General features: G+C 52.3%; 14 protein-coding genes. 5 read left to right on the top strand and 9 right to left on the bottom strand.

What is annotated here, in order from left to right:
- Positions 1–5: 5 nt before the first annotated feature.
- From AC1WNR_RS12755 to AC1WNR_RS12735, 5 genes are all read right to left on the bottom strand, one after another.
- A complete protein-coding gene (locus AC1WNR_RS12755; protein WP_481644873.1) occupies positions 6–884 on the bottom strand; it encodes a carbohydrate ABC transporter permease in 879 nt (292 codons plus the stop codon).
- Positions 884–1,963, bottom strand: coding sequence for a carbohydrate ABC transporter permease (locus AC1WNR_RS12750; protein WP_481644872.1), 1,080 nt, complete (start codon positions 1,961–1,963; stop codon positions 884–886). The genes AC1WNR_RS12755 and AC1WNR_RS12750 overlap by 1 nt, the downstream gene beginning before the upstream one ends.
- Positions 1,964–2,062: 99 nt before the next feature.
- Entirely contained in the window at positions 2,063–3,307 is a 1,245-nt protein-coding gene (locus tag AC1WNR_RS12745) for an extracellular solute-binding protein (protein WP_481644871.1), read from the bottom strand.
- On the bottom strand, positions 3,301–4,374 hold the full coding sequence (locus AC1WNR_RS12740) for a LacI family DNA-binding transcriptional regulator (RefSeq protein WP_481644870.1): 1,074 nt from the start codon (positions 4,372–4,374) through the stop codon (positions 3,301–3,303). Before AC1WNR_RS12740 ends, AC1WNR_RS12745 begins: the two co-directional genes overlap by 7 nt.
- Positions 4,375–4,925: 551 nt before the next feature.
- Positions 4,926–7,574, bottom strand: a complete 2,649-nt coding sequence (locus AC1WNR_RS12735; protein ID WP_481644869.1) for a nitrate reductase — start codon at positions 7,572–7,574, stop codon at positions 4,926–4,928.
- Between the two features lie 480 nt (positions 7,575–8,054).
- Between AC1WNR_RS12735 and AC1WNR_RS12730 the strand changes: the two genes are divergently transcribed.
- The 4 genes from AC1WNR_RS12730 to AC1WNR_RS12715 are packed head-to-tail and all read left to right on the top strand — an operon-like array spanning position 8,055 to position 12,464.
- Complete coding sequence (locus AC1WNR_RS12730) at positions 8,055–9,380, top strand: CmpA/NrtA family ABC transporter substrate-binding protein (protein ID WP_481645393.1); 1,326 nt, start codon at positions 8,055–8,057, stop codon at positions 9,378–9,380.
- Between the two features lie 40 nt (positions 9,381–9,420).
- A complete protein-coding gene (locus AC1WNR_RS12725) occupies positions 9,421–10,416 on the top strand; it encodes an ABC transporter permease (RefSeq protein WP_481644868.1) in 996 nt (331 codons plus the stop codon).
- 12 nt (positions 10,417–10,428) lie between these two features.
- Positions 10,429–11,280 (top strand): ABC transporter ATP-binding protein, encoded by an 852-nt coding sequence (locus AC1WNR_RS12720; protein WP_481644867.1) that lies wholly within the window; start codon positions 10,429–10,431, stop codon positions 11,278–11,280.
- Positions 11,281–11,282: 2 nt separating this feature from the next.
- The gene (locus AC1WNR_RS12715) at positions 11,283–12,464 is read left to right on the top strand and encodes an NAD(P)/FAD-dependent oxidoreductase (protein ID WP_481644866.1); all 1,182 of its coding nucleotides are present in this window, start codon (positions 11,283–11,285) and stop codon (positions 12,462–12,464) included.
- Positions 12,465–12,542: 78 nt separating this feature from the next.
- On the opposite strand, the gene iolE is transcribed toward AC1WNR_RS12715, so the two are convergent.
- The 3 genes from iolE to AC1WNR_RS12700 are packed head-to-tail and all read right to left on the bottom strand — an operon-like array spanning position 12,543 to position 17,267.
- Positions 12,543–13,439 (bottom strand): myo-inosose-2 dehydratase, encoded by an 897-nt coding sequence (gene iolE, locus AC1WNR_RS12710; protein WP_481644865.1) that lies wholly within the window; start codon positions 13,437–13,439, stop codon positions 12,543–12,545.
- Positions 13,440–13,441: 2 nt separating this feature from the next.
- Positions 13,442–15,298 (bottom strand): 3D-(3,5/4)-trihydroxycyclohexane-1,2-dione acylhydrolase (decyclizing), encoded by a 1,857-nt coding sequence (iolD, locus tag AC1WNR_RS12705; RefSeq protein ID WP_481644864.1) that lies wholly within the window; start codon positions 15,296–15,298, stop codon positions 13,442–13,444.
- Between the two features lie 25 nt (positions 15,299–15,323).
- Entirely contained in the window at positions 15,324–17,267 is a 1,944-nt protein-coding gene (locus AC1WNR_RS12700) for a bifunctional 5-dehydro-2-deoxygluconokinase/5-dehydro-2-deoxyphosphogluconate aldolase (protein ID WP_481644863.1), read from the bottom strand.
- 351 nt (positions 17,268–17,618) lie between these two features.
- Here AC1WNR_RS12700 and iolB point away from each other — a divergent pair, with 351 nt between their 5' ends.
- Positions 17,619–18,446, top strand: a complete 828-nt coding sequence (iolB, locus tag AC1WNR_RS12695) for a 5-deoxy-glucuronate isomerase (protein WP_481644862.1) — start codon at positions 17,619–17,621, stop codon at positions 18,444–18,446.
- Positions 18,447–18,500: 54 nt separating this feature from the next.
- Here iolB and AC1WNR_RS12690 read toward each other — a convergent pair whose 3' ends face one another.
- Entirely contained in the window at positions 18,501–19,595 is a 1,095-nt protein-coding gene (locus tag AC1WNR_RS12690) for an ABC transporter ATP-binding protein (RefSeq protein ID WP_481644861.1), read from the bottom strand.
- Positions 19,596–19,597 lie beyond the last annotated feature (2 nt).

The following is a 19,597-nucleotide window of genomic DNA, read 5'->3' as shown; positions in this document are numbered from 1 at the left end:
TCTCGTTAACCTTTGACGCCAGTGGACGCGATTGATGCGATAAATGCCTTCTGCAGGTAGAGGTAGAAGGCGAGTACCGGAAGGGTGATTAAAGACAAATAAGCCATGATCTCACCCCAAGCGCGGTTTAGTTGGAAGAAGTACTGTAAGCCAACCATGACTGGCCGATAGGTCTCTTCCTGAACCACCATCAGTGGCCAGAGGTACTGGTTGTACATCGCCAAAAATTTCAAGATTGCTGCTGTTGCGATTACAGGGCCTGAGAGCGGCATCACCACGCGGCGGAAAATCTGGAACCAGGTTGCGCCTTCGACGCGTGCTGCCTCGACGAGCTCGCGTGGCAGATCTTTGAAGTATTGAACAAATAGAAAGACAGTTAGGCCATCGGCGATGAACGGAATGATCTGCACTCGGTAGGTATTTAACCAGCCTAAGGTTAGACCATCAAAGTCGAGCCACGGGAGCTTCGACGCAATTAGCAATAGCGGAATGGCGATCGTCTCGAACGGCACAATCAGTGTGGCCAGAATGACCGTTAGCATCAGATCACGCCCTTTCCAGTTTAGGAAGACGAATGAAAAAGCTGCCAGTGAACAGACTGCCAATGAGAGGATTACGGTCAGTCCGGTGACGAATACGGAATTGAAAACGAAGAGCCCAACGGGCGCGCGTTCGAATGCCGCGAAATAGTTCTCGAAGCTTATGTCGCCGACCGGTAAAAAGGCACGCAAGCTGTTTGTATCTGTCAGTAGTTGCAGATCCGGCTTGAGCGATGACATCACCATAAAGACCAACGGGAAAATGAATATCAGGGCGATAAGTGTCAGTACGAGGTAGCGCACAAAGAGGCGCAGTCCGCGATCATCTGGATTAGCAACAGCCATTAGTGCTTCTCCCGTGTGAGGTAACGTTGGATCAGAGAGATGCTCAGAACAATGATGAACAACAGCACTGAAATTGTAGAGCCGCCAGAAATATCCTGTTTACCGTAACCGCGTTCAACGGCCTGGAAAACGATCGTCTGGGTACTGTCCAGTGGCCCGCCCTGGGTCATTACATCGATCTGGGCAAACAGCGCGAAGGCCTGCATGGTAATAACAATCAATACGAGCACAGCAGTGTTACGCAGTCCTGGCCAGGTCACATAGCGGAACGTCTGCCACTTATTCGAGCCCTCAATTGCTGCCGCCTCATAGAGTGTTGGCGAGATTGTTTGCAGACCCGATAGCCAAATGACCATATGGAAACCGACTGCCTGCCAGATCGACATGGCGATGATCGACTCCATCGCTGTATCGGGGCTACCCAACCAATCTAATGGCGGTATTAAGCCAAATGAGAGGGTGCCAAGCAGGTTATTGAGCAGACCGTCATTGGCGTCGTAAATCAAGCGCCAAAGTAGCGAAACTACAACAATTGAGACCACTACTGGCATAAAGTAGATAGCGCGGTAGAGGTTGATACCGCGCAGTCGCTGATTGATCAGCAATGCCAATGCGAGTGCAAGGCCTCCTTGCAGTGGGGCGACGACCAGTACGAAAAATAGTGTGTTTACCACGGCCTTCATAAACACCACATCGCGCGCCATCAGGTAGAGGCGATCCTCGCCAAGCTGCCAGGAGGTCCATTCGCGCATGCCACGCAAGTGCTCGTACTCGGGGTTGCTTCGGCTCAGAGTTCTAATGCGCGGGTACTCATAGCTACCGTCATTATTAACCTTTGCAGCGCCCGCTTCATCAACTTCGGGCGATAACTTTACGAAACTCAGATCGAGAAGTTGGTAGTAGTTCTTCCAACCAACAAATTCAGTTGGATTCGGCGAAATCAGACGTTGATTAGTGAAAGACAAGCCGAACGCGAAGATCAGCGGCACTATGATAAACAGGGTTATCAGCGATAGCGTCGGCAGTGCCATCAACCACCCAGTTCTGTTGGCTGAAGTCAGTTTTGATTGAATGCTCATGGTAAATCCGGAGAAACAAATTATGTCCCGCATCAGGAGACTGCGAAAGTTCACTTCGCAGCCTCCATCAGCGGGTGCCGTTCAAGACAGGATCAGCGATTAGTAACCAGAGTTACGTTCGATATCGAGGTTGATCTCGTCGGTAGCGGCATCGAGCGTATCGGCAACGTCTGCGCCGTTGGCGATGTCAGCCAGTGCCTTTTCAAACACTTTTGCCTGAACTACATAGCCAGGTGTTACAGGACGAACGACCGCCTGCTGTTTGCTCAGCTCATAGAACACTTCCATCGCACCACCTTCTTTATAGTGCTTTGTCATTGCCGCAGAGCCTGGTGTTGGCGGAATCAGACCGATACCATCAGAGAAGGCTGCCAGGTACTTGTCCTGCAGAGCGAACTCGATGAATGCAGCCGCACCCTCTGGGTTCTCAGACGCTGCAGATACACCGAACTGCCATGATGCGCCGCCAATCTTCGGACCAGTGCCGAGGTTTGGTGCTGGCAAGAAGAGCGTATCGTCATACTTTTCGAGGATATTCATCGCAGCCCAGTTACCGTTCCAAGTGAAAGCGTACTTACCGTTTACGAAACCTGAGTCGCGATCAGCCGGATCCTGGCTAGTGCCCGGTGCATAGCCACCGGTAAAGAGGTTCTGCCACCATTCACCAAATGCGAGCGCAGCGTCGCCGTTGAGGGCGCCTTCAGCTGTCTGGTAGTTGCTGCGATCTACGATGTCACCACCGAATGACTGCAGGAATGGGCTGAATGCGTACGGGTACCATTCGCCGGTCCAAGCCATGCCCAGATCCAGTGGGTACTCGTACTTGCCGCTGGCTTTGGCTGCATCCAGCGCCGCCATGAACTCATCTTTAGACCAAGGGTTGTCTAGCGTCGGAGTTCGCAGGCCTAGCTCATCCAAAATTGACTGGCGAGTAACAAGTGCGACAGCAGCGTCCCATAGACCCACTGAGTAGAGCTTATCTTCCCATTTGCCGAGAGCGCCCGGCAGGAAGTTGGCAATTTTGCTCTCATCAATGTTCAGTGGCTGCATGTAACCAGACCAAGCCCAATTAGGCATCACAGGTCCGTCAACATCGAGAATATCTGGAAGGTTACCGGCAAGAGCCGCGGCTACAACTGAGTCGTTGTAAGACGCCTGAGGAAAACTCTCCAGCTTCACTGAGTAGTCGGACTGACTTGCGTTGAAATCTCCAACGATCTGATTAATCAGTTGGCTTTCAACTTCGTTACCAGCGCCGTGGTACCACATTGAAAGTTCAGTAGCAGCTTGCAGATTCAAGCTGACACCCACTACGGCAACAGCCAACAGGGATCTTTTTAGCATGGTGTTTCTCCATTTTGGTTTTTGTTATTAGCGTTCACGGATGAGCGCCATATCGTTGATCCGCTCACCTTTTGAAGTGTGGGAAGATCGGATTCGGAGTGTCTGATCTTTTTGATCAGAGTTTGAGCCGCAGTCTCACCGATGCGGAAGTAGGGGAGCTCAACGGTTGTAAGCGGTGGAAAGAGCATGGTTGAAATTGAGCGATAATCATCATATCCAGCGATCGACATATCGCCCGGAATCTTCACGCCGCGGACGCGGAGCATTCCGTAACAGCGCATCGCGAGCTTATCGTTACCGCAACAGATGACCGTTGGAGGATCCGGAAGGGCCAGTAATGCCTCAAGAGCTTTCGCTGTCTGGTTCTCATCGTCAATCACACTGATGTCTTCACCCGCAATTAAAAGGTCGGGGTCAAAAGCGATACCTGCAGCCTCGAGTGCATCGCAGTATCCAAGTGTGCGCGCGGCAGTAGCGTGTAGTGACTGATCCAGCGTCAAATAGGCAATGCGTCTGTGACCAACGTTAATAAGCCTTTCAACCAATTTGTACTCACCCTCATAATCGTCTGGTATGACTGAAGGGGTATCAGCCTCATCAAAGCAATTAACGAGAATGGTAGGCGGGAGTTTTGCGGTCTGGGGAACTCGAATTCTCTGCATGAATTCAGCGGCGATGATCAAACCCTCAACCCTATGGTTGATGAAAGTATCGATTAGCCCGGGGATACGTGTTTGCTCGTTGCCGGTGTCGGCAATCATTAACGTGTAGCCAGAGTCGAGAAAAGCCTTTTGAATGCCTTGAACTATATAAAGGTCGGGTAGACCGGCAGGCCCCTGGCTGTTCGACGTCGATACAGAGATTGCGCCTGTGATAAGTCCAACTAGGCCGCTCTTGTTGGAACGCATCGACTGTGCCGCTCGTGAAGGAACATATCCAAGAGTCTTAATTGCGTCTTGAACTTTCTTGAGCGTTGATACTGAAACAGGGGCATCAGCGTTAAGGGCTCGGGAAACTGTCTTGGGCGACACGCCAGCTAGTTTGGCTACATCGTAGATCGTTGGCATCGGCTAACTCGTTTTATTTTTATGACACCGGTGTCATGACATCGGTGTCATTTAACTTCAAAGTAGATTTGAATGCAACCATAAAGTTTGAGTGATCGAATTGTTCGGAGAAGGAATTTACTGCTTCATACGGAGCTTTGGCTGAGATTCTTGCTTTATAAATGTTGCGGGGTCATATGCACTGGAAGATCGAGAATTACCGGAAGCTAGCAGCAATTAAATATTTGATTATGTGAGGGCGGCTCAATCATCATTCGCCGACAATGGGCCGACCTGACTAGAATTATGGACTTTATACCTTCCTCCTGCTGACGGAAGAACCTCGCCACTTAGTTAAGACTGTAAAGTGTGTACAACAGCCATATTGTTGCTTAGCTAAGATGGCGGCTCTGTGCCGAAAAGCGACTAGTTTGAGCGAGGGCTTGGTCAAACTCTGTTGCGAATGTCAGTCCCTCGAAAAGAAAAAAGCCCTGATGAACAGGGCTGAAAATCAAAATGCTCGTTAATGATACGGGCATATGTATTTTACATTAGCTGATACTTTGTTGCGATTATTGGCCAGCCTCTAGCGCTAAGTTAGTTGGTAAAAACGCCTTGAGTTCTGGGATGCAGGAGCCGCAATTTGTGCCACAGCGAAGCTGCTTCTGTAGGTCTTTAAGCGTCTTTGCTCCTGCCTCCTTTAGCTGCGAGTCTCTCACCTGAAAACAGCTACAGATGACTCTTCCAGTATCAACACCCGAGGGGGCTTTCAAGGAGAGCAGACGCTGGCGATCTGCCGTGGCTAGTGTCGTTCCAATCTTTGAGCTAACCCAGCTGAGCTCGGGTGGTTGATGGGTTTTGCTCAGGTAGAGAAAGCCCGTCAGTCGCTGATTTAGGAGTGTGGCTGCGCGCAGGGTTGAAGCATTGCGCCCCTTTGCAATTAGTTTCGGCTCTTGTTCTGTGGCTCGATAGAAAAGAGCCTGCCAGTTAATCTTCCCATTTGGCGCTGCGAGGGCGTAAAGGTGCCCTTGATCGATAAGCGAGTGGCTCCAGTAAGTCAGCTGATTTAGCTCGGATCTTTCGATCGGTCGATCAGTGAGTAGGTAGGCATATTCGGTGTCTGCCGCCACAGGCTTCAGCGAAACTCGTCCCTGTTTCAGCTCCGGCTGTCCTGAGAAGGGATCAGTAACCGACTCGATCAACTGATTTACTCGGCCATTTGAACTGAACTGCTCAGTCCAATGCATGGGGGCAAACAGCTCGCCATCGCGCTGTCCGGGTTCAACTCTTACCCGTACCAGGGTTTCACCCTGAGTACGATGTTGCACCCTCACAAGCATTGAGTTCTCAAGGCCCTGCCTCTGCGCATCTGATGGTGATATTTCAACGAAGGGCTCCTGGCGGTGCTGCCACAGGCGGGCTGCACGACCGGTGCGCGTCATCGTGTGCCATTGATCGCGCAGACGGCCAGTATTGAGAACGCACTGTGTATCATCAGGCTGCTGTCGCGGCTCTTTAGCTGTTATCGGTAGAAAACGTGCCCGGCTCTCTAGTGTTGTGTAACCACCATTAGCGAACAGGCGGGCTGTCCCCTCGGGTGCGCTGTCCGTGACGGGCCAGCGAATGGGAGGGAAGCGTTCGTACTGCTCGTCGCTGATCTCTGCCATTGCGCTGATATCGAACAGGCGACGACCACCGTTTTTGAATCCGCTGAGTTGCGCATGTTCACGGAAAATCTCTACCGGAGAGTTGAAGTTGAAGGCGTCACTGAAGCCCAGGCGTTTCGCCACTTCGCAGATTGCCCACCAGTCATGCTGGGCTTCGCCCGGTGGCGGAATAAATCCACGCTGACGGCTCATTAACCTGTCAGAGTTGGTTACAGTCCCCTGTTTTTCACTCCAGGTTGAAGCGGGTAGGGCGATATCGGCGAAACTCAGAGTGTCAGTGGCGGACATTGCTTCAGATACGATGACCATCTCAGCTTTGGCGAGAGCGCGTTTAACTTGATTGGCGTCTGGCATACTGACTACCGGGTTGGTACCCATTATCCAAATCACTTTAATCTCGCCAGACTCAAGCGCGGCAAACATATCAACGGCTTTCTTGCCCTCTTTACGCGCCAGTCGCGGAGCTTTCCAGAACTCTTCAACGCGTGCCAGACCATCGGGGTCGGCAAAGTCCTCATGCGCCGCCAGTTGGTTTGCCAAGCCACCCACTTCGCGCCCGCCCATGGCATTGGGCTGCCCTGTAAGGGAAAAGGGCCCCATGCCAGGGCGACCTATTCGACCTGTTGCAAGGTGGCAGTTAATGATTGCGTTCACTTTATCGCTACCGCTGCTCGACTGGTTTATGCCTTGCGAGAAGAGGGTGACGCTCTTCTCAGTTGAGATGAACAGCTCAATGAAAGTATCCAGTTCAGTAGCATCAATGCCGAGTCGTTCCAGGGTCAATCTGCTGTCGGCAGTATCTAGCTTAGCGGCTTCCAGTGCGGCGTCGAAGCCCTGCGTGTAGTTGCCGATATACTCTGGGTTAAGTGCTTCAGATTCTGCGATTGCTCTAAGGAGGTGGTTGAACAGCAGGGCATCGCTCCCAGGATTAATCTGCAGGTGAAGATCGGCTAGGTCGGCCGTGGCTGTGCGTCTGGGATCTACGAGTACCACCTTCATCTTAGGATTGCGTTGCTTTGCGTCGCTGATCCGTTGATAGATTACCGGGTGGTTCCAGGCGGCATTGCTGCCAACAAAGATAATTAAGTCAGCAAGCTCGAGGTCCTCATAGCAGCCGGGCACGATGTCTTCACCAAAAGCGCGCTTGTGGCCAACGACGGTGGAGGCCATGCAGAGTCGTGAGTTGGTATCAACATTAGCCGAGCCAATAAAACCTTTCATCAGTTTGTTGGCTACGTAGTAGTCTTCGGTCAGAAGCTGTCCCGAGAGATAGAGTGCTACAGCATCAGGGCCATGCTGCTCGATAGTCTGGTTGAGCTTGGCGGCGATGCTATCAAGCGCCTCACTCCAATCACTGCGTACGCCATTGATGCTAGGGTGGGTTAGGCGGTCCTGAGTGCCCAACGTTTCGGCTAGCGAGCTCCCCTTAATACAGAGTTTTCCATAGTTAGCCGGGTGAGTAGTATCGCCTTCTACGCTAACGCCTTGCTTATCTATATTGACCTCAATACCGCAGCCGACACCGCAGTATGCACAGGTAGACCTCAATTTCATGGCCTCTCCTTAGAACAACACTTAAAACAACAGCCCGCACTCGGTCAGTGCATCGAAACTGACCAAGAAACGAGCTGTCATAGCTTGAAATATCTGTTTCCCCGACTCTTGCAGATATCAGTCCAACTTGGGGGAAACCCATGTTTTTTGCACCCTATAGCCTTTCTCATCTGAATGGCGACGCCAAATTTGTCTTTTTTTGGTGCCTGTCGCACTACTCTGGTGCGTTATTTTGCGGTGCAGCATGCTGTGCTGCCGGTTGGTACGAGGGTTGTGTTTTTAACTGTCTGAAAAATATAGAAATAAACATGTTGGCATCCTTGCTGCTAACTCATCTGCAACAAACAGATTTTATTTAGCAATGGCGCTATCAGTAACCAACTCCTTTGAGTTGCAGCTGGCAGCGCTTTTTTCGTTTTATTGGAGGCGACTATGAAATTTAAATCACTCTCAAAAGCTGTTGCAGTTGTAACCACTGCTATGACAATGAGCTACTCAGCTGTGAGCTTGGCTGAGATTGGCTACCCAGAGAAAGAGGACCTCAAGTTCGGCTTTATCAAGCTGACAGATATGGCGCCTCTGGCTGTAGCTTACGAGAAAGGTTTCTTTGAGGATGAAGGCCTCTACGTTCAGCTTGAAGCACAGGCTAACTGGAAAGTGTTGCTGGACCGCGTGATCGATGGTCAGTTGGATGGTGCACACATGCTTGCGGGTCAACCGCTGGGTGCCACCATTGGGTATGGTACTCAGGCCGACATCATTACGGCGTTCAGCATGGACCTCAACGGCAACGGCATCACCGTCTCTAATGAGATTTGGGATGAGATGAAGCCGTACCTGGAAGTTGATAAAGAGGGTAAGGTTGTCCACCCAATAAAAGCGGATGCGCTCAAGCCGGTTATCGAGAAGTACCGTGCTGAAGGCAAACCCTTCAATATGGGAATGGTATTCCCAGTCTCTACACATAACTACGAACTGCGCTACTGGCTAGCAGCCGGCGGCATTCACCCGGGCTTCTATGCGCCGGAGAAGGGTGATACCTCGGGGCAGATTGATGCTGAGGCACTGCTTTCAGTTACGCCTCCACCACAGATGCCAGCCACTCTGGAGGCGGGCACTATCTACGGTTACTGTGTCGGCGAACCTTGGAATCAGCAGGCGGTATTCAAAGGTATCGGTGTGCCAGTTATTACCGACTACGAGATCTGGCAGAACAACCCAGAAAAAGTATTCGGAGTATCTAAGGCTTGGGCTGAAGAGTTTCCCAACACTCACCTGCGCGTAGTGCGCGCAATGATTCGTGCAGCGCATTGGTTGGATGCGAACGACAACGCTAACCGCCCAGAGGCCGTAGAGATACTCTCTAAACCCTACTACGTTGGCGCTGATTACGATGTCATTGCTAACTCCATGACGGGTACCTTTGAGTACGAGAAGGGCGACAAACGTCCGGTACCAGACTTCAACGTATTCTTCCGCTACAACGCTACCTACCCCTACTACTCAGACGCTGTTTGGTACCTGTCGCAGATGCGTCGTTGGGGCCAGATTGCTGAACAGAAACCTGATAGCTGGTACATGGATATGGCTAAGAAGGTCTACCGTCCTGATATCTACGCCGAAGCAGCTCAGTCTCTGATTGATGAGGGTGTTATGGATGCGGCTGACTTCCCTGACTTTGCGACCGAGGATGGTTTCCGCGAGCCACAGAGTGCCTTCATCGACGGCATCACCTTTGACGGCACGGCGCCAAATGCCTATCTCGATAGCCTCAGCATCGGTCTGAAAGGCGACACCAAGCTTTAAGGTTTATCCGCCCCGCCTAGTGCGGGGCCAGGAGTTGAAGATGAGTAGTGGAAAACTAGTACAGATGTTGCCAGCAGGAATAGCTCAGGGAGATGGTTTCGCAGGAGTGATCTCCTTTGTTGCTAGAACCCTGGGGCTGCCCATTCTAGGTCTCGCATTGTTTCTGATGTTTTGGCAGGCGGGTGCAAGCAAAGTCGAGACCTCTTTGGGTACCTTTCCTGGCCCTGTTGAGGTTTGGGAGCAGACTCAGGCACTGGTGGCTGAGCATCTTGAGGAGCAGCAGCGCGCAGAGGAGTTTTATCAACGCCAGGAGGAGCGCAATGCCAAACGCCTGGAGAAGGATCCCAACGCGCCGATCAAAATACGTGAGTATATCGGTAAGCCGACTTTCTTCGATCAGATCGGTACGAGTCTGGTTACCGTGCTGGCCGGTTTTGTAATAGCGTCACTGATCGCTATTCCTTTGGGTATCTGTATAGGTCTAAGTGCCAGTCTTAATGCTGCACTTAATCCGGTTATTCAGATCTTTAAGCCGGTATCCCCGCTGGCCTGGTTGCCGCTGGTTACTATGGTAGTGAGCGCGGTTTATGTCAGCGACGACCCAATGTTCGCTAAGTCGTTCATCACCTCACTGTTTACCGTAGCGCTGTGCTGCCTTTGGCCAACCTTGCTGAACACTTCAGTAGGTGTGTCGACAATTAGCCCGGATCTACAGAACGTCTCTAAAGTGCTGCGCCTCAGCTGGATGACTCACGTGGTTAAGATCGTGCTGCCATCTTCCGTGCCGATGATCTTTACTGGACTGCGCCTATCACTGGGTATCGCCTGGATGGTACTGATTGCGGCAGAAATGTTGGCGCAGAACCCTGGGTTGGGTAAGTTTGTCTGGGACGAGTTCCAGAATGGTAGTTCCAACTCATTGGGTCGCATTATGGTTGCGGTGCTAGTGATTGGTCTAATCGGTTTCGCACTCGATCGAATCATGCTAATGGTTCAACGCTTTGTCTCTTGGGACAAAACCGCAGTGATTCGCTAAGAGGTAAGGATAATGAACAAAGCACATTTAGAACTGACTGGCGTATCAATCGAGTTTCCAACGCCGAAGGGGAGCTTTAAAGCCCTGGATGACGTCAATCTGAAGATCAAAAAAGGTGAGTTTATATCGCTGATTGGTCACTCGGGCTGCGGTAAATCGACGGTACTCAACATCGTGGCGGGTCTGCATCGTGCGACTACAGGCGGTGTTGTACTTGATGGCAAAGAGGTGAATGAACCTGGTCCAGAGCGCGCCGTAGTCTTCCAGAATCACAGTTTGCTGCCCTGGCTCACTGCCTATGAGAACGTAGAGCTGGCCGTTAAACAGGTCTTTAAAGGGAAGAAGTCCAAGGCCGAGATGCGTGAGTGGATTGAGCATAATCTCAATTTGGTGCACATGACACATGCGATGAACAAGCGCCCGGATGAGATCTCCGGGGGTATGAAGCAGCGTGTGGGAATAGCGCGGGCGTTGGCGATGGAACCAAGTGTATTGCTCATGGATGAGCCGTTCGGGGCGCTGGATGCTCTGACGCGTGCCCATCTTCAGGACTCCTTGATGGAGATACAGAAAGACCTTAACAATACCGTCATTATGATTACCCATGATGTAGATGAGGCGGTGTTGCTCTCTGATCGCATTGTAATGATGACCAATGGTCCGGCAGCTACGGTGGGAGAGATTCTGCAGGTTGAGTTGGAGCGCCCGCGCAACCGTATCCAGCTAGCCGATGACCCTCAATACAACCACTATCGTCACGAAGTGCTCTCATTCCTCTACGAGAAGCAGCGCAAGGTTGAGGATATTAAAGAGCATCAGACAGCAAAAAAGAGCCAGACTGAAGCGACAGCAAAGAGTGCCTGAAGATGACCAAGCGGTATGAGCTTCTGATAATCGGTAACGGCCCCGCAGCGCACCGCTTGATAACCGACCTCTGTGCACTCCAGGCGTTGCCTAAGTCGGTGGGGGTTATCGGTGAGGAGTCACGTACGGCGTATAACCGCATTCTGCTCTCCCCACTGCTGGCGGCACAGATCGATCCCGCGCAGCTCCAATTGCATTACCCAGCTGAAGCACAAAACGCTGTTGAGCAAATCACCGATGCCCGTGTGGTGGCGATTAATGCCCAGTTGCAAACTGTCACAACTGAGTCTGGAGAGAGTTTTGGCTACGAGAAACTGGTGATTGCCACCGGTGCGCGCCCCATTATTCCGGATATCAAGGGTGTACACGCGCGCGGGGTTCTGGCCTTTCGCTCCTGGAGTGATGTTGAACGGATGCAGCAAGTTGCTGCCCGCGGAGGTAGGGCGGTCGTTGTTGGTGGTGGCTTCCTCGGTTTAGAGGCCGCCGAGGGACTACGCAAACTTGGTATGAGTGTCACTTTGGTGCATCGCAGTGGCTATCTGCTCAATCGCCAACTCGATCCGCAGGCCGCTGCGTTGTTGCGTTATGAGATGGAGTCTCGCGGGTTGGAGGTTCGCACGCAGGAGCAACTGCAGTCGATTCAAACCAAATATAGTCAGCTTGAGTCTGTGACTCTCTCTAATGGCGAGAGGCTTAGTGCTGACCTGCTAGTCTTCGCCACCGGGATTTTGCCCAATGCTGAACTCGCGCAAACTGGTGGCTTGAAGCACAACAGAGGAATCTGTGTAGATGCGCAGATGCGCACATCTGACGCACGTATCTTCGCTCTGGGTGAGTGTATTGAGTTCAATGGCAATACCTATGGCTTGGTTGCGCCAATCTGGCGTCAGTCCGCAGTTCTTGCGGCAACGCTTAGTGGAGTCAGTGATGAATATATGGATGAAGCCTTTGCCACGCAGTTGAAGGTGAGTGGTGTTGAGCTCTTCTCCTGCGGTGAGATTGATCGGTCTGAAGAGACCGCTTTTTACCTGGACGCTGAGCTTGGTCAGTACCGACGATTCTGGTTTGACGATGATCGTTTAGTTGGCGCTGTTATGTACGGCGATACATCGCGCGGGCCGGATGTGATTGAGGCAGTGTTGCAACGCGCCGATGCGGATCGGGCTGAGGCCTTGATTTGGTAGTATCCACGCCATCCAAGGTGCGAAAAAAAGCCCCCCACCATTGCTGGTGGAGGGCCAACCTCAGCAGTATTGCAGTGCTTACTGACTCACTGAAATCCCTGCATCGCTGCAGAGCTTCGTAAGATTTGCGTAACCTAGCTTGGCGTAGGTCAGCGGATGTGCGATTGATGGATCCTGTTCCGCTTCAACGACCAACCAGCCTTCGTAGTTGCTCTCTTTGAGCACAGCGAAGATGCTTGGGTAGTCAACACAGCCATCGCCTGGCACGGTGAAGGTGCCGTTGAGAACTGCGTGCAGGAAGCTCAGGTTGCGGTTCTTCGCATCTACCATCACTGACTTGCGGATATCTTTGCAGTGCACGTGCTTGATGCGATCGGCGTAGCGTTTAGCCACGGCAACTGGGTCACCGCTCGCAAACGTGAGGTGGCCAGAGTCCAGCAGTAGACCCACTGCAGGTGCACCCTGCATCATGCGATCTATATCCGTTTCAGTTTCGATCACTGTGCCCATGTGGTGGTGGTACGCCATAGATACACCCTGAGTCTCCAGGTACTCTGCAACTTCGTTGAGGCGCTCGAGGAACACTGGCCACTCTGCTGGGCTCATCTGTGGGCGGTTACGAACTGGAGTTTCCATCTCGCCGTGTACACAGCGGCTGGTTTCACAGAAAACCATCGCGGTTGCGCCCAGAGTCTTGAGCAGGTGCAGGTGTGGCTGCATCGCCTCTATCTCATCATCTACGCTGCGCTCAAGCAGGTTGCTTGAGTACCAGCCAGATACCAGTGAGAGGCCATGGCTATCCAGGATAGGGCCAAGAATCTCAGGTGTGCGTGGGAACTTCTGGCCCAGCTCGAAGCCAGCGTAGCCTGCCTCTTTACCTTCAGACAGGCAGACTTCCAGTGGCGTCTCTGCGCCGAGTGCTGGCATGTCATCGTTGGTCCATGTCAGCGGGTTTATACCAATGCGTACGCTCATGTTTATAGGTTCTCCAACTGGCGTTTTTTCATTTCATCGTATTTCGCGCGCGCTTCATTCACTTGGGTGCGGCCTGAAACTTCAGGAATCGCAACTTCCCACCAGCAGCCACCGGGAGAGGTGATCAGTGGGTCAGTGTCGATGCTGACGATGTAGGTTGTGTCAGATGCGCGAGCACGTACCAGCGCCTCTTCAAGCTCCTTTATGGTGCTTACGGTTTCGCCTTTAGCGCCCATCGCAATTGCATGTGCAGTGAAGTCGATCTTAGGAGCAGGTGCGCCGTTTGCCGTCAGACAGTCCTGCAGCAAGTTGTTGAAGCCTGCGCCACCACAGCCCATAGTCTGCAGACGGTGGATACAGCCGTAGCCGCGGTTATCCAGTACCACCAGAATGAATTTCTGACCCAGCATTACGGATGTGAACACTTCTGAGTTCGCCATCATGTAGGAACCATCGCCCACCATCACGTAAACTTCTGAGTCTGGCTTAGCCATCTTCACGCCGATACCGCCAGCCACTTCGTAGCCCATGCACGAGTAGCCGTACTCCATGTGGTAACCCTTGGAGTGCTCGGTACGCCAGAGTTTTTGCAGCTCGCCTGGCAGGCCGCCAGCGGCACATTCAACAATATCTTTGCTCATGTCAGATGAACGCAGTACAGCGCCGACAACTTCTGCGTCGGTTGGCAGATCGGTACCGCGGTCAGACATGGCGACGTCACAGGTGTGAATCCACGCCTGACGCTCAGCTTCGCCTTTAGCGATCCAGTCGTTATCGATGCTCCAGCCGTCCAGTGCTTCAGTTAGCTGAGCCAGTGTCAGCTTAGCGTCACCCACTAGAGGCTGCGCTTTGTGTTTGATTGCGTCGAATGAACCGACGTTAATGCAGACCAGCTTGGCATCTTTGTGGAACAGTGCACGTGAGCCAGACGCGAAGTCGCCCAGACGTGTACCCACAGCGATCACCAGATCGGTCTCAGGCGCCATGGCATTTGCAGATGCTGAGCCTGATACACCCATGGTGCCAAGGTTCTGCGCGTGGTTCCAAGGGAGTGCACCTTTACCCGCTTGAGTCTCGGCTACTGGGATCTGGAATTTCGAAACAAACTGATCGAACTCGTTCAGAGCGCCTGAGTAGTGAATGCCGCCACCAGCGATAGCCATTGGCTTCTTCGCCGTCTTGATCAACTCCAGCGCACGTGCCAATTCGTCGGTATCTGGAGCCTGACGACGCATGTAGTGAATCTTCTCGTCGAAGAAGCTCTCAGGGTAGTCAAACGCCATGGTCTGCACGTCCTGTGGGATTGCCAGACAAGCAGGGCCACAGTCGATTGGGTCAGTCAGAACACGCATCACGTTTGGCAGTGCAGCCATTAGCTGCTCTGGACGGTGGATACGGTCGAAGTAACGGCTTACTGGCTTGAACGCATCGTTCGAAGTCAGCGTGTAGTCATGTGGGTTCTCAACCTGCTGCAGTACTGGGTCTGGCTGGCGAGTTGAGAAGGTATCTCCCGGCAGGAACAGCACAGGTAGACGGTTAACGTGAGCAACCGCAGAAGCTGTCACCATGTTCACTGAGCCTGGACCTGCTGATGCAGTCACTGCCATGAAACGCTTGCGGTCCATGGTTTTTGCGTAAGCGATAGCAGCGTGTGCCATGGTCTGCTCGTTCTGACCACGGTACGTTGGGAACTCAGCCTGTACAGGCTGAAGTGCTTCACCCAAGCCGGCAACGTTACCGTGACCGAAGATAGCCCAGCAACCTGCAAAGATTGGCTGCTTCTCACCGTCGATCATTGTTTTCTGGGCCATCAGGTAGCGCACCAGCGCCTGGGCCATTGTAAGACGTACTGTACTCATTTTTTATCTCTCTCAGGTCCGGAAACTAGGCTGTTGCCGCCAGACCGCGTTGGCGCCAGTTCTGAATCAGTTCAACGAAGTTGCCGCTAACCTGAGCTACAAACTGAGCATCATCAATCTCATTTGCCAGCCATGCACGGCTCTCTTTTGCCCAGAGTGAGCGACCCACAGTGAACCCTTTACAGATATCGAAGCCAGCTGAGTTAGCGAAGTCCGCTTTGAGCTGTTCGATTGGTGCATCCAGACCCAGCAGAACAACACCGCGACAGTGTGGCTGGCGCGCATTGATCAGGTCTGTCAGCTTCTGCCATACGGCTTTGCTTGGTGCAGGCAGTTTCCACCAGTCAGGGCGAATACCTAGGTTGTAGAAGCGTGTCAGAGCGCGAACCAGCGTCTCTTCGTCCTGCTCCATTTCCTTAGGTGGGATGATCTCAAGTAGCAGCTCGTGGCCAGACGCACAACACGCCTGGTAGAGCTCCTGAGCCTGACGCTCTTGCGCCAGACGGTGTTCAACTGGCTGATCTGGATGGTAAAAGATCAGACACTTAACCACGTGCTCCAGCGGCCACTCTTTCAGACGGCTACCGATTGAACGGCCACCTTCAAGCTCGATTGGGTTAGAGGTTGGCATCTCCACTGGACGGCCAATCCACCAGCCGCGGCCGGTAACGTCGTTCAGCGCATCCTGACCGTAAGTATCATCAATCAGTACACCAATGTTGCCTTCCAGGTCTTCGGCATCAGCGCCGGCCTGAGTTGCTTCAACCAGCAGCTGTTTGAGCTTCTTGAGGCGCTTCTCATCAGCACCGGTTTCGCGCGCCATCTGGAATAGCTGGATACGGTGGTCGTAAGCCAGGCCAAAGATCTCGTTCCACTCTGCTTTACGGCGAGTCGTTACGCGGTGCAGGTAGTTAAGCTCTGTGTCCTGATCTGGACGTGGAATCTCTTCGGCGTGAGCGATGTAGTAGTCCAGCTCTTCGGCGGAAGGGATCGCTGGTGCGCAGCCGTGACGTGAAACTACGAGCGCGCCACAAGCGTTAGCGTACTGACAGCAGGTCTGGTAATCCTTGCCGAGCAGCCAGCCGCGCAGGAAGCCGCTCATGAATGCATCACCAGCGCCGAGTACGTTGAGTACATCAACGCGCACGCCGGTGAATACGTCGAAGTCATCCATTGAGTCTGGAATTGCGCCATCCAATACAGTACAACCCAGTGCGCCCAGTTTCAGAACGATGGTAGCGTTGCTCAGTTCACGGATTTTCTTCAGTGCTGCAATAGTGTCAGTGGTGCCCCCAGCAATGTGCACTTCCTCTTCTGTACCGACAACGAGGTCCAGGTGTGGCAGTACAGTTTGTAAGTGTGCGCTTACTTTATCATTTGATACGAAGCGGTTCTCACCTTCGCCGATACCGGTCAGGCCCCAAAGCACTGGGCGGTAGTCGATATCCAACACCACTTTTGTGCCCGCAGCTTTAGCCGCTTCGATCGCTGCCATACAAGCATCGTAAGTTTTTGGCGTCGACAGGTGGGTGCCGGTCATTAGGATACTGCGGCTAGAGGCGATGAATTCTGGGTTAATATCCTCTTTGCATAGCGCCATATCGGCACAGTCACGACGGTAGAAGATCAGCGGGAAGGTGTCTTGATCCTTTATGCCTAGGATAACAAGTCCTGTTAAGCGCTCCTGGTCGGTAATTAGGTTGCTGGTATCTACGCCAACCGATTCGAACTCTTCGCGCACGAAGCGTCCCATATGCTCGTCACCAACTCGGGTCAGCATTGCGGAGCGCAAACCCAGACGTGAGGTGCCGTAAGCGATGTTGCCAGACGATCCGCCGAGGTATTTGGAGAAGCTCCCCATATCTTCAAGGCGGCTACCAATCTGGTCGCCGTAAAGGTCAACGGCTGCTCGGCCGATGCTTATGATGTCAAGCTGGCGCTCGCCAACACTCGCTTTCAGGTCGCTCATCTGAGGGACTCCCACTTGATGTGATCGAAGCAGATAGGCGCGATCGCATAGGCGCACGCTCTGCAAATTAAAAATTGTAGAAGACAGGATAGAAAGTTGAGGTGTGTTAGTCAATGATTTGGAAAATATATTTCAAAAATATAAATAATATAATAAAAACAGTAGCTTAATTTTTATTTTTGCGTTTCTTTAACAGTTAAAAAGGCTGTAAATAGGCTTTATATAGCTGTAAATGGAATGTTAATTCCAAAATTGTCTTTAGTTCTGATGCGATCCGCTTTAGTATCCCTTTCATCGTTTAAATATTGAACGCACCTGCTTTTTGGGGTGCCGAAACATTCGAGGTATAAGATGTCTAAGCTGCTATCGCGCGCTCAAGCGCCGGATGCTGAAGGTCGTATTCAGCACATCACTCCAGAGTCTGCTGGTTGGACCTACGTTGGTTTTGATGTGTACCAATTGAAGGCGGGTCAGAGCCTGAAGCAGAACACCGAAGATAAAGAGGTCTGTGTTGTTCTGGTGACCGGTAAGGCTAACGTAAGCACCGCGAACGACAGCTGGACGGACCTCGGTTATCGCATGAGCGTTTTCGAGCAGAAGGCGCCTTACGCTGTTTATGTTCCACCTGCTGATCACTATGAAGTGACCGCCACTACTGATTGTGAGATCGCGCTGTGTAAAGCGCCGGCAAAAGGCGAATACCCTGCACGACTGATTACTCCAGAGAAAGCGAGTTTCGAAACGCGCGGTGTGGGCACAAACACACGTCACGTCTGCAACGTCCTGTTCGGCAATATGGCTGCTGAGAAGCTGTTGGTGTGTGAAGTAATCACGCCAGACGGCAACTGGTCTAGCTACCCGCCGCACAAGCATGACCGCGATATCGCGCCGGCTGAAACACTGTTGGAAGAGACCTACTACCACAAGATGGATCCAGAGCAGGGCTTCGTATTCCAGCGCGTTTACACCGATGACCGCTCACTCGATGAGACCATGGCGATTGAGATGAACGGCGTGGTTATGGTTCCTGAGGGTTATCACCCAGTCGGTGCACCGCACGGTTACACCTCTTACTACCTTAATGTGATGGCGGGTCCTTCACGCGAGTGGATCTTCCACAACGATCCAGATCACGAGTGGATTATTGAAGCGGACAAGAAGCGAGCAGCGTCGCAGTAAAGTCGAATCGGAATAAAAACGGGAGCAGAGAGCTCCCGTTTTTGTGCGTTGTGATTAACGAATTCTCTCACCCGTCTCTTTGTCGAATATAACAGCGAGGGCCGTATTGACCTGAATGTCTGTACGCTCCCCGGCTTGAGAGCCTGCTTTAGGTGACAGCCTTGAGTGGACATCGACGCCGTTCCACTGACCAATAGCCATAGTATCCGCACCCATAGGTTCAACCACTTCAAAGTCCATCACTATACGGTGCAGAAACTCAGTCTCCTCCTCAGGTTTGGGCTCTGTGATCATCTCTGGGCGGATACCAAGAACCACTTTTGTGCGAGCCTGTGCGGCAAGTGACTCTGACTGCGGCAGGCGTAACAGGTGACGCTCTGAGCAGCTCTCAATGACCGCTTGGCCATTCTCTAACTCCACCTCGATGAAGTTCATTGGTGGTGATCCCATGAAACCGGCAACAAACATGTTCGATGGGTCGTTGTAGATCTCATCGGGTGTGCCCAACTGCTGCACAATACCGTCTTTCATTACGGCGATTCGGTCAGCAAGCGTCATCGCTTCGATCTGGTCGTGAGTAACATATACGATAGTTGTGCCCAAACGCTTGTGAAGCTTCTTAATCTCTGTGCGCATCTCAACACGCAGCTTTGCGTCTAGGTTCGAGAGTGGCTCGTCGAAAAGGAACACGCGTGGTGAGCGAGCTAGCGCACGCCCCATAGCAACGCGTTGGCGTTGCCCGCCGGAGAGTTGGCTTGGTTTACGATCCAGCAGGTGATCGATCTGAAGAAGCTTAGCAACTTCAGCAACCACCTTGTCTCGCTCCTCTTTTGGGACCTTACGCATCTCAAGTCCAAAGGAGATGTTGCGCGCAACACTCATCGTTGGATAGAGCGCATAGGACTGGAACACCATGGCAATATCTCGATCTTTGGGTGAAACATCTGTGACATCCCTACCCGCAAGTTCGAGGCGACCCGTGGTCGCGTCCTCTAAGCCAGCGATGATATTCATCAGGGTCGATTTACCGCATCCCGAAGGCCCCACTAGGATGATGAACTCACCATCCTGAATATCGATGTTAATCCCTTTTAGAATCTGCGTATCACCAAAGGACTTGGTGACCTGATCAATTAATAGTGCGCCCATGT

It is taken from the genome of Marinobacterium marisflavi, from assembly GCF_982447095.1.
The sequence above is the reverse complement of the archived record's forward strand: the minus strand, read 5'-3'. Positions and strand labels throughout refer to the sequence as shown.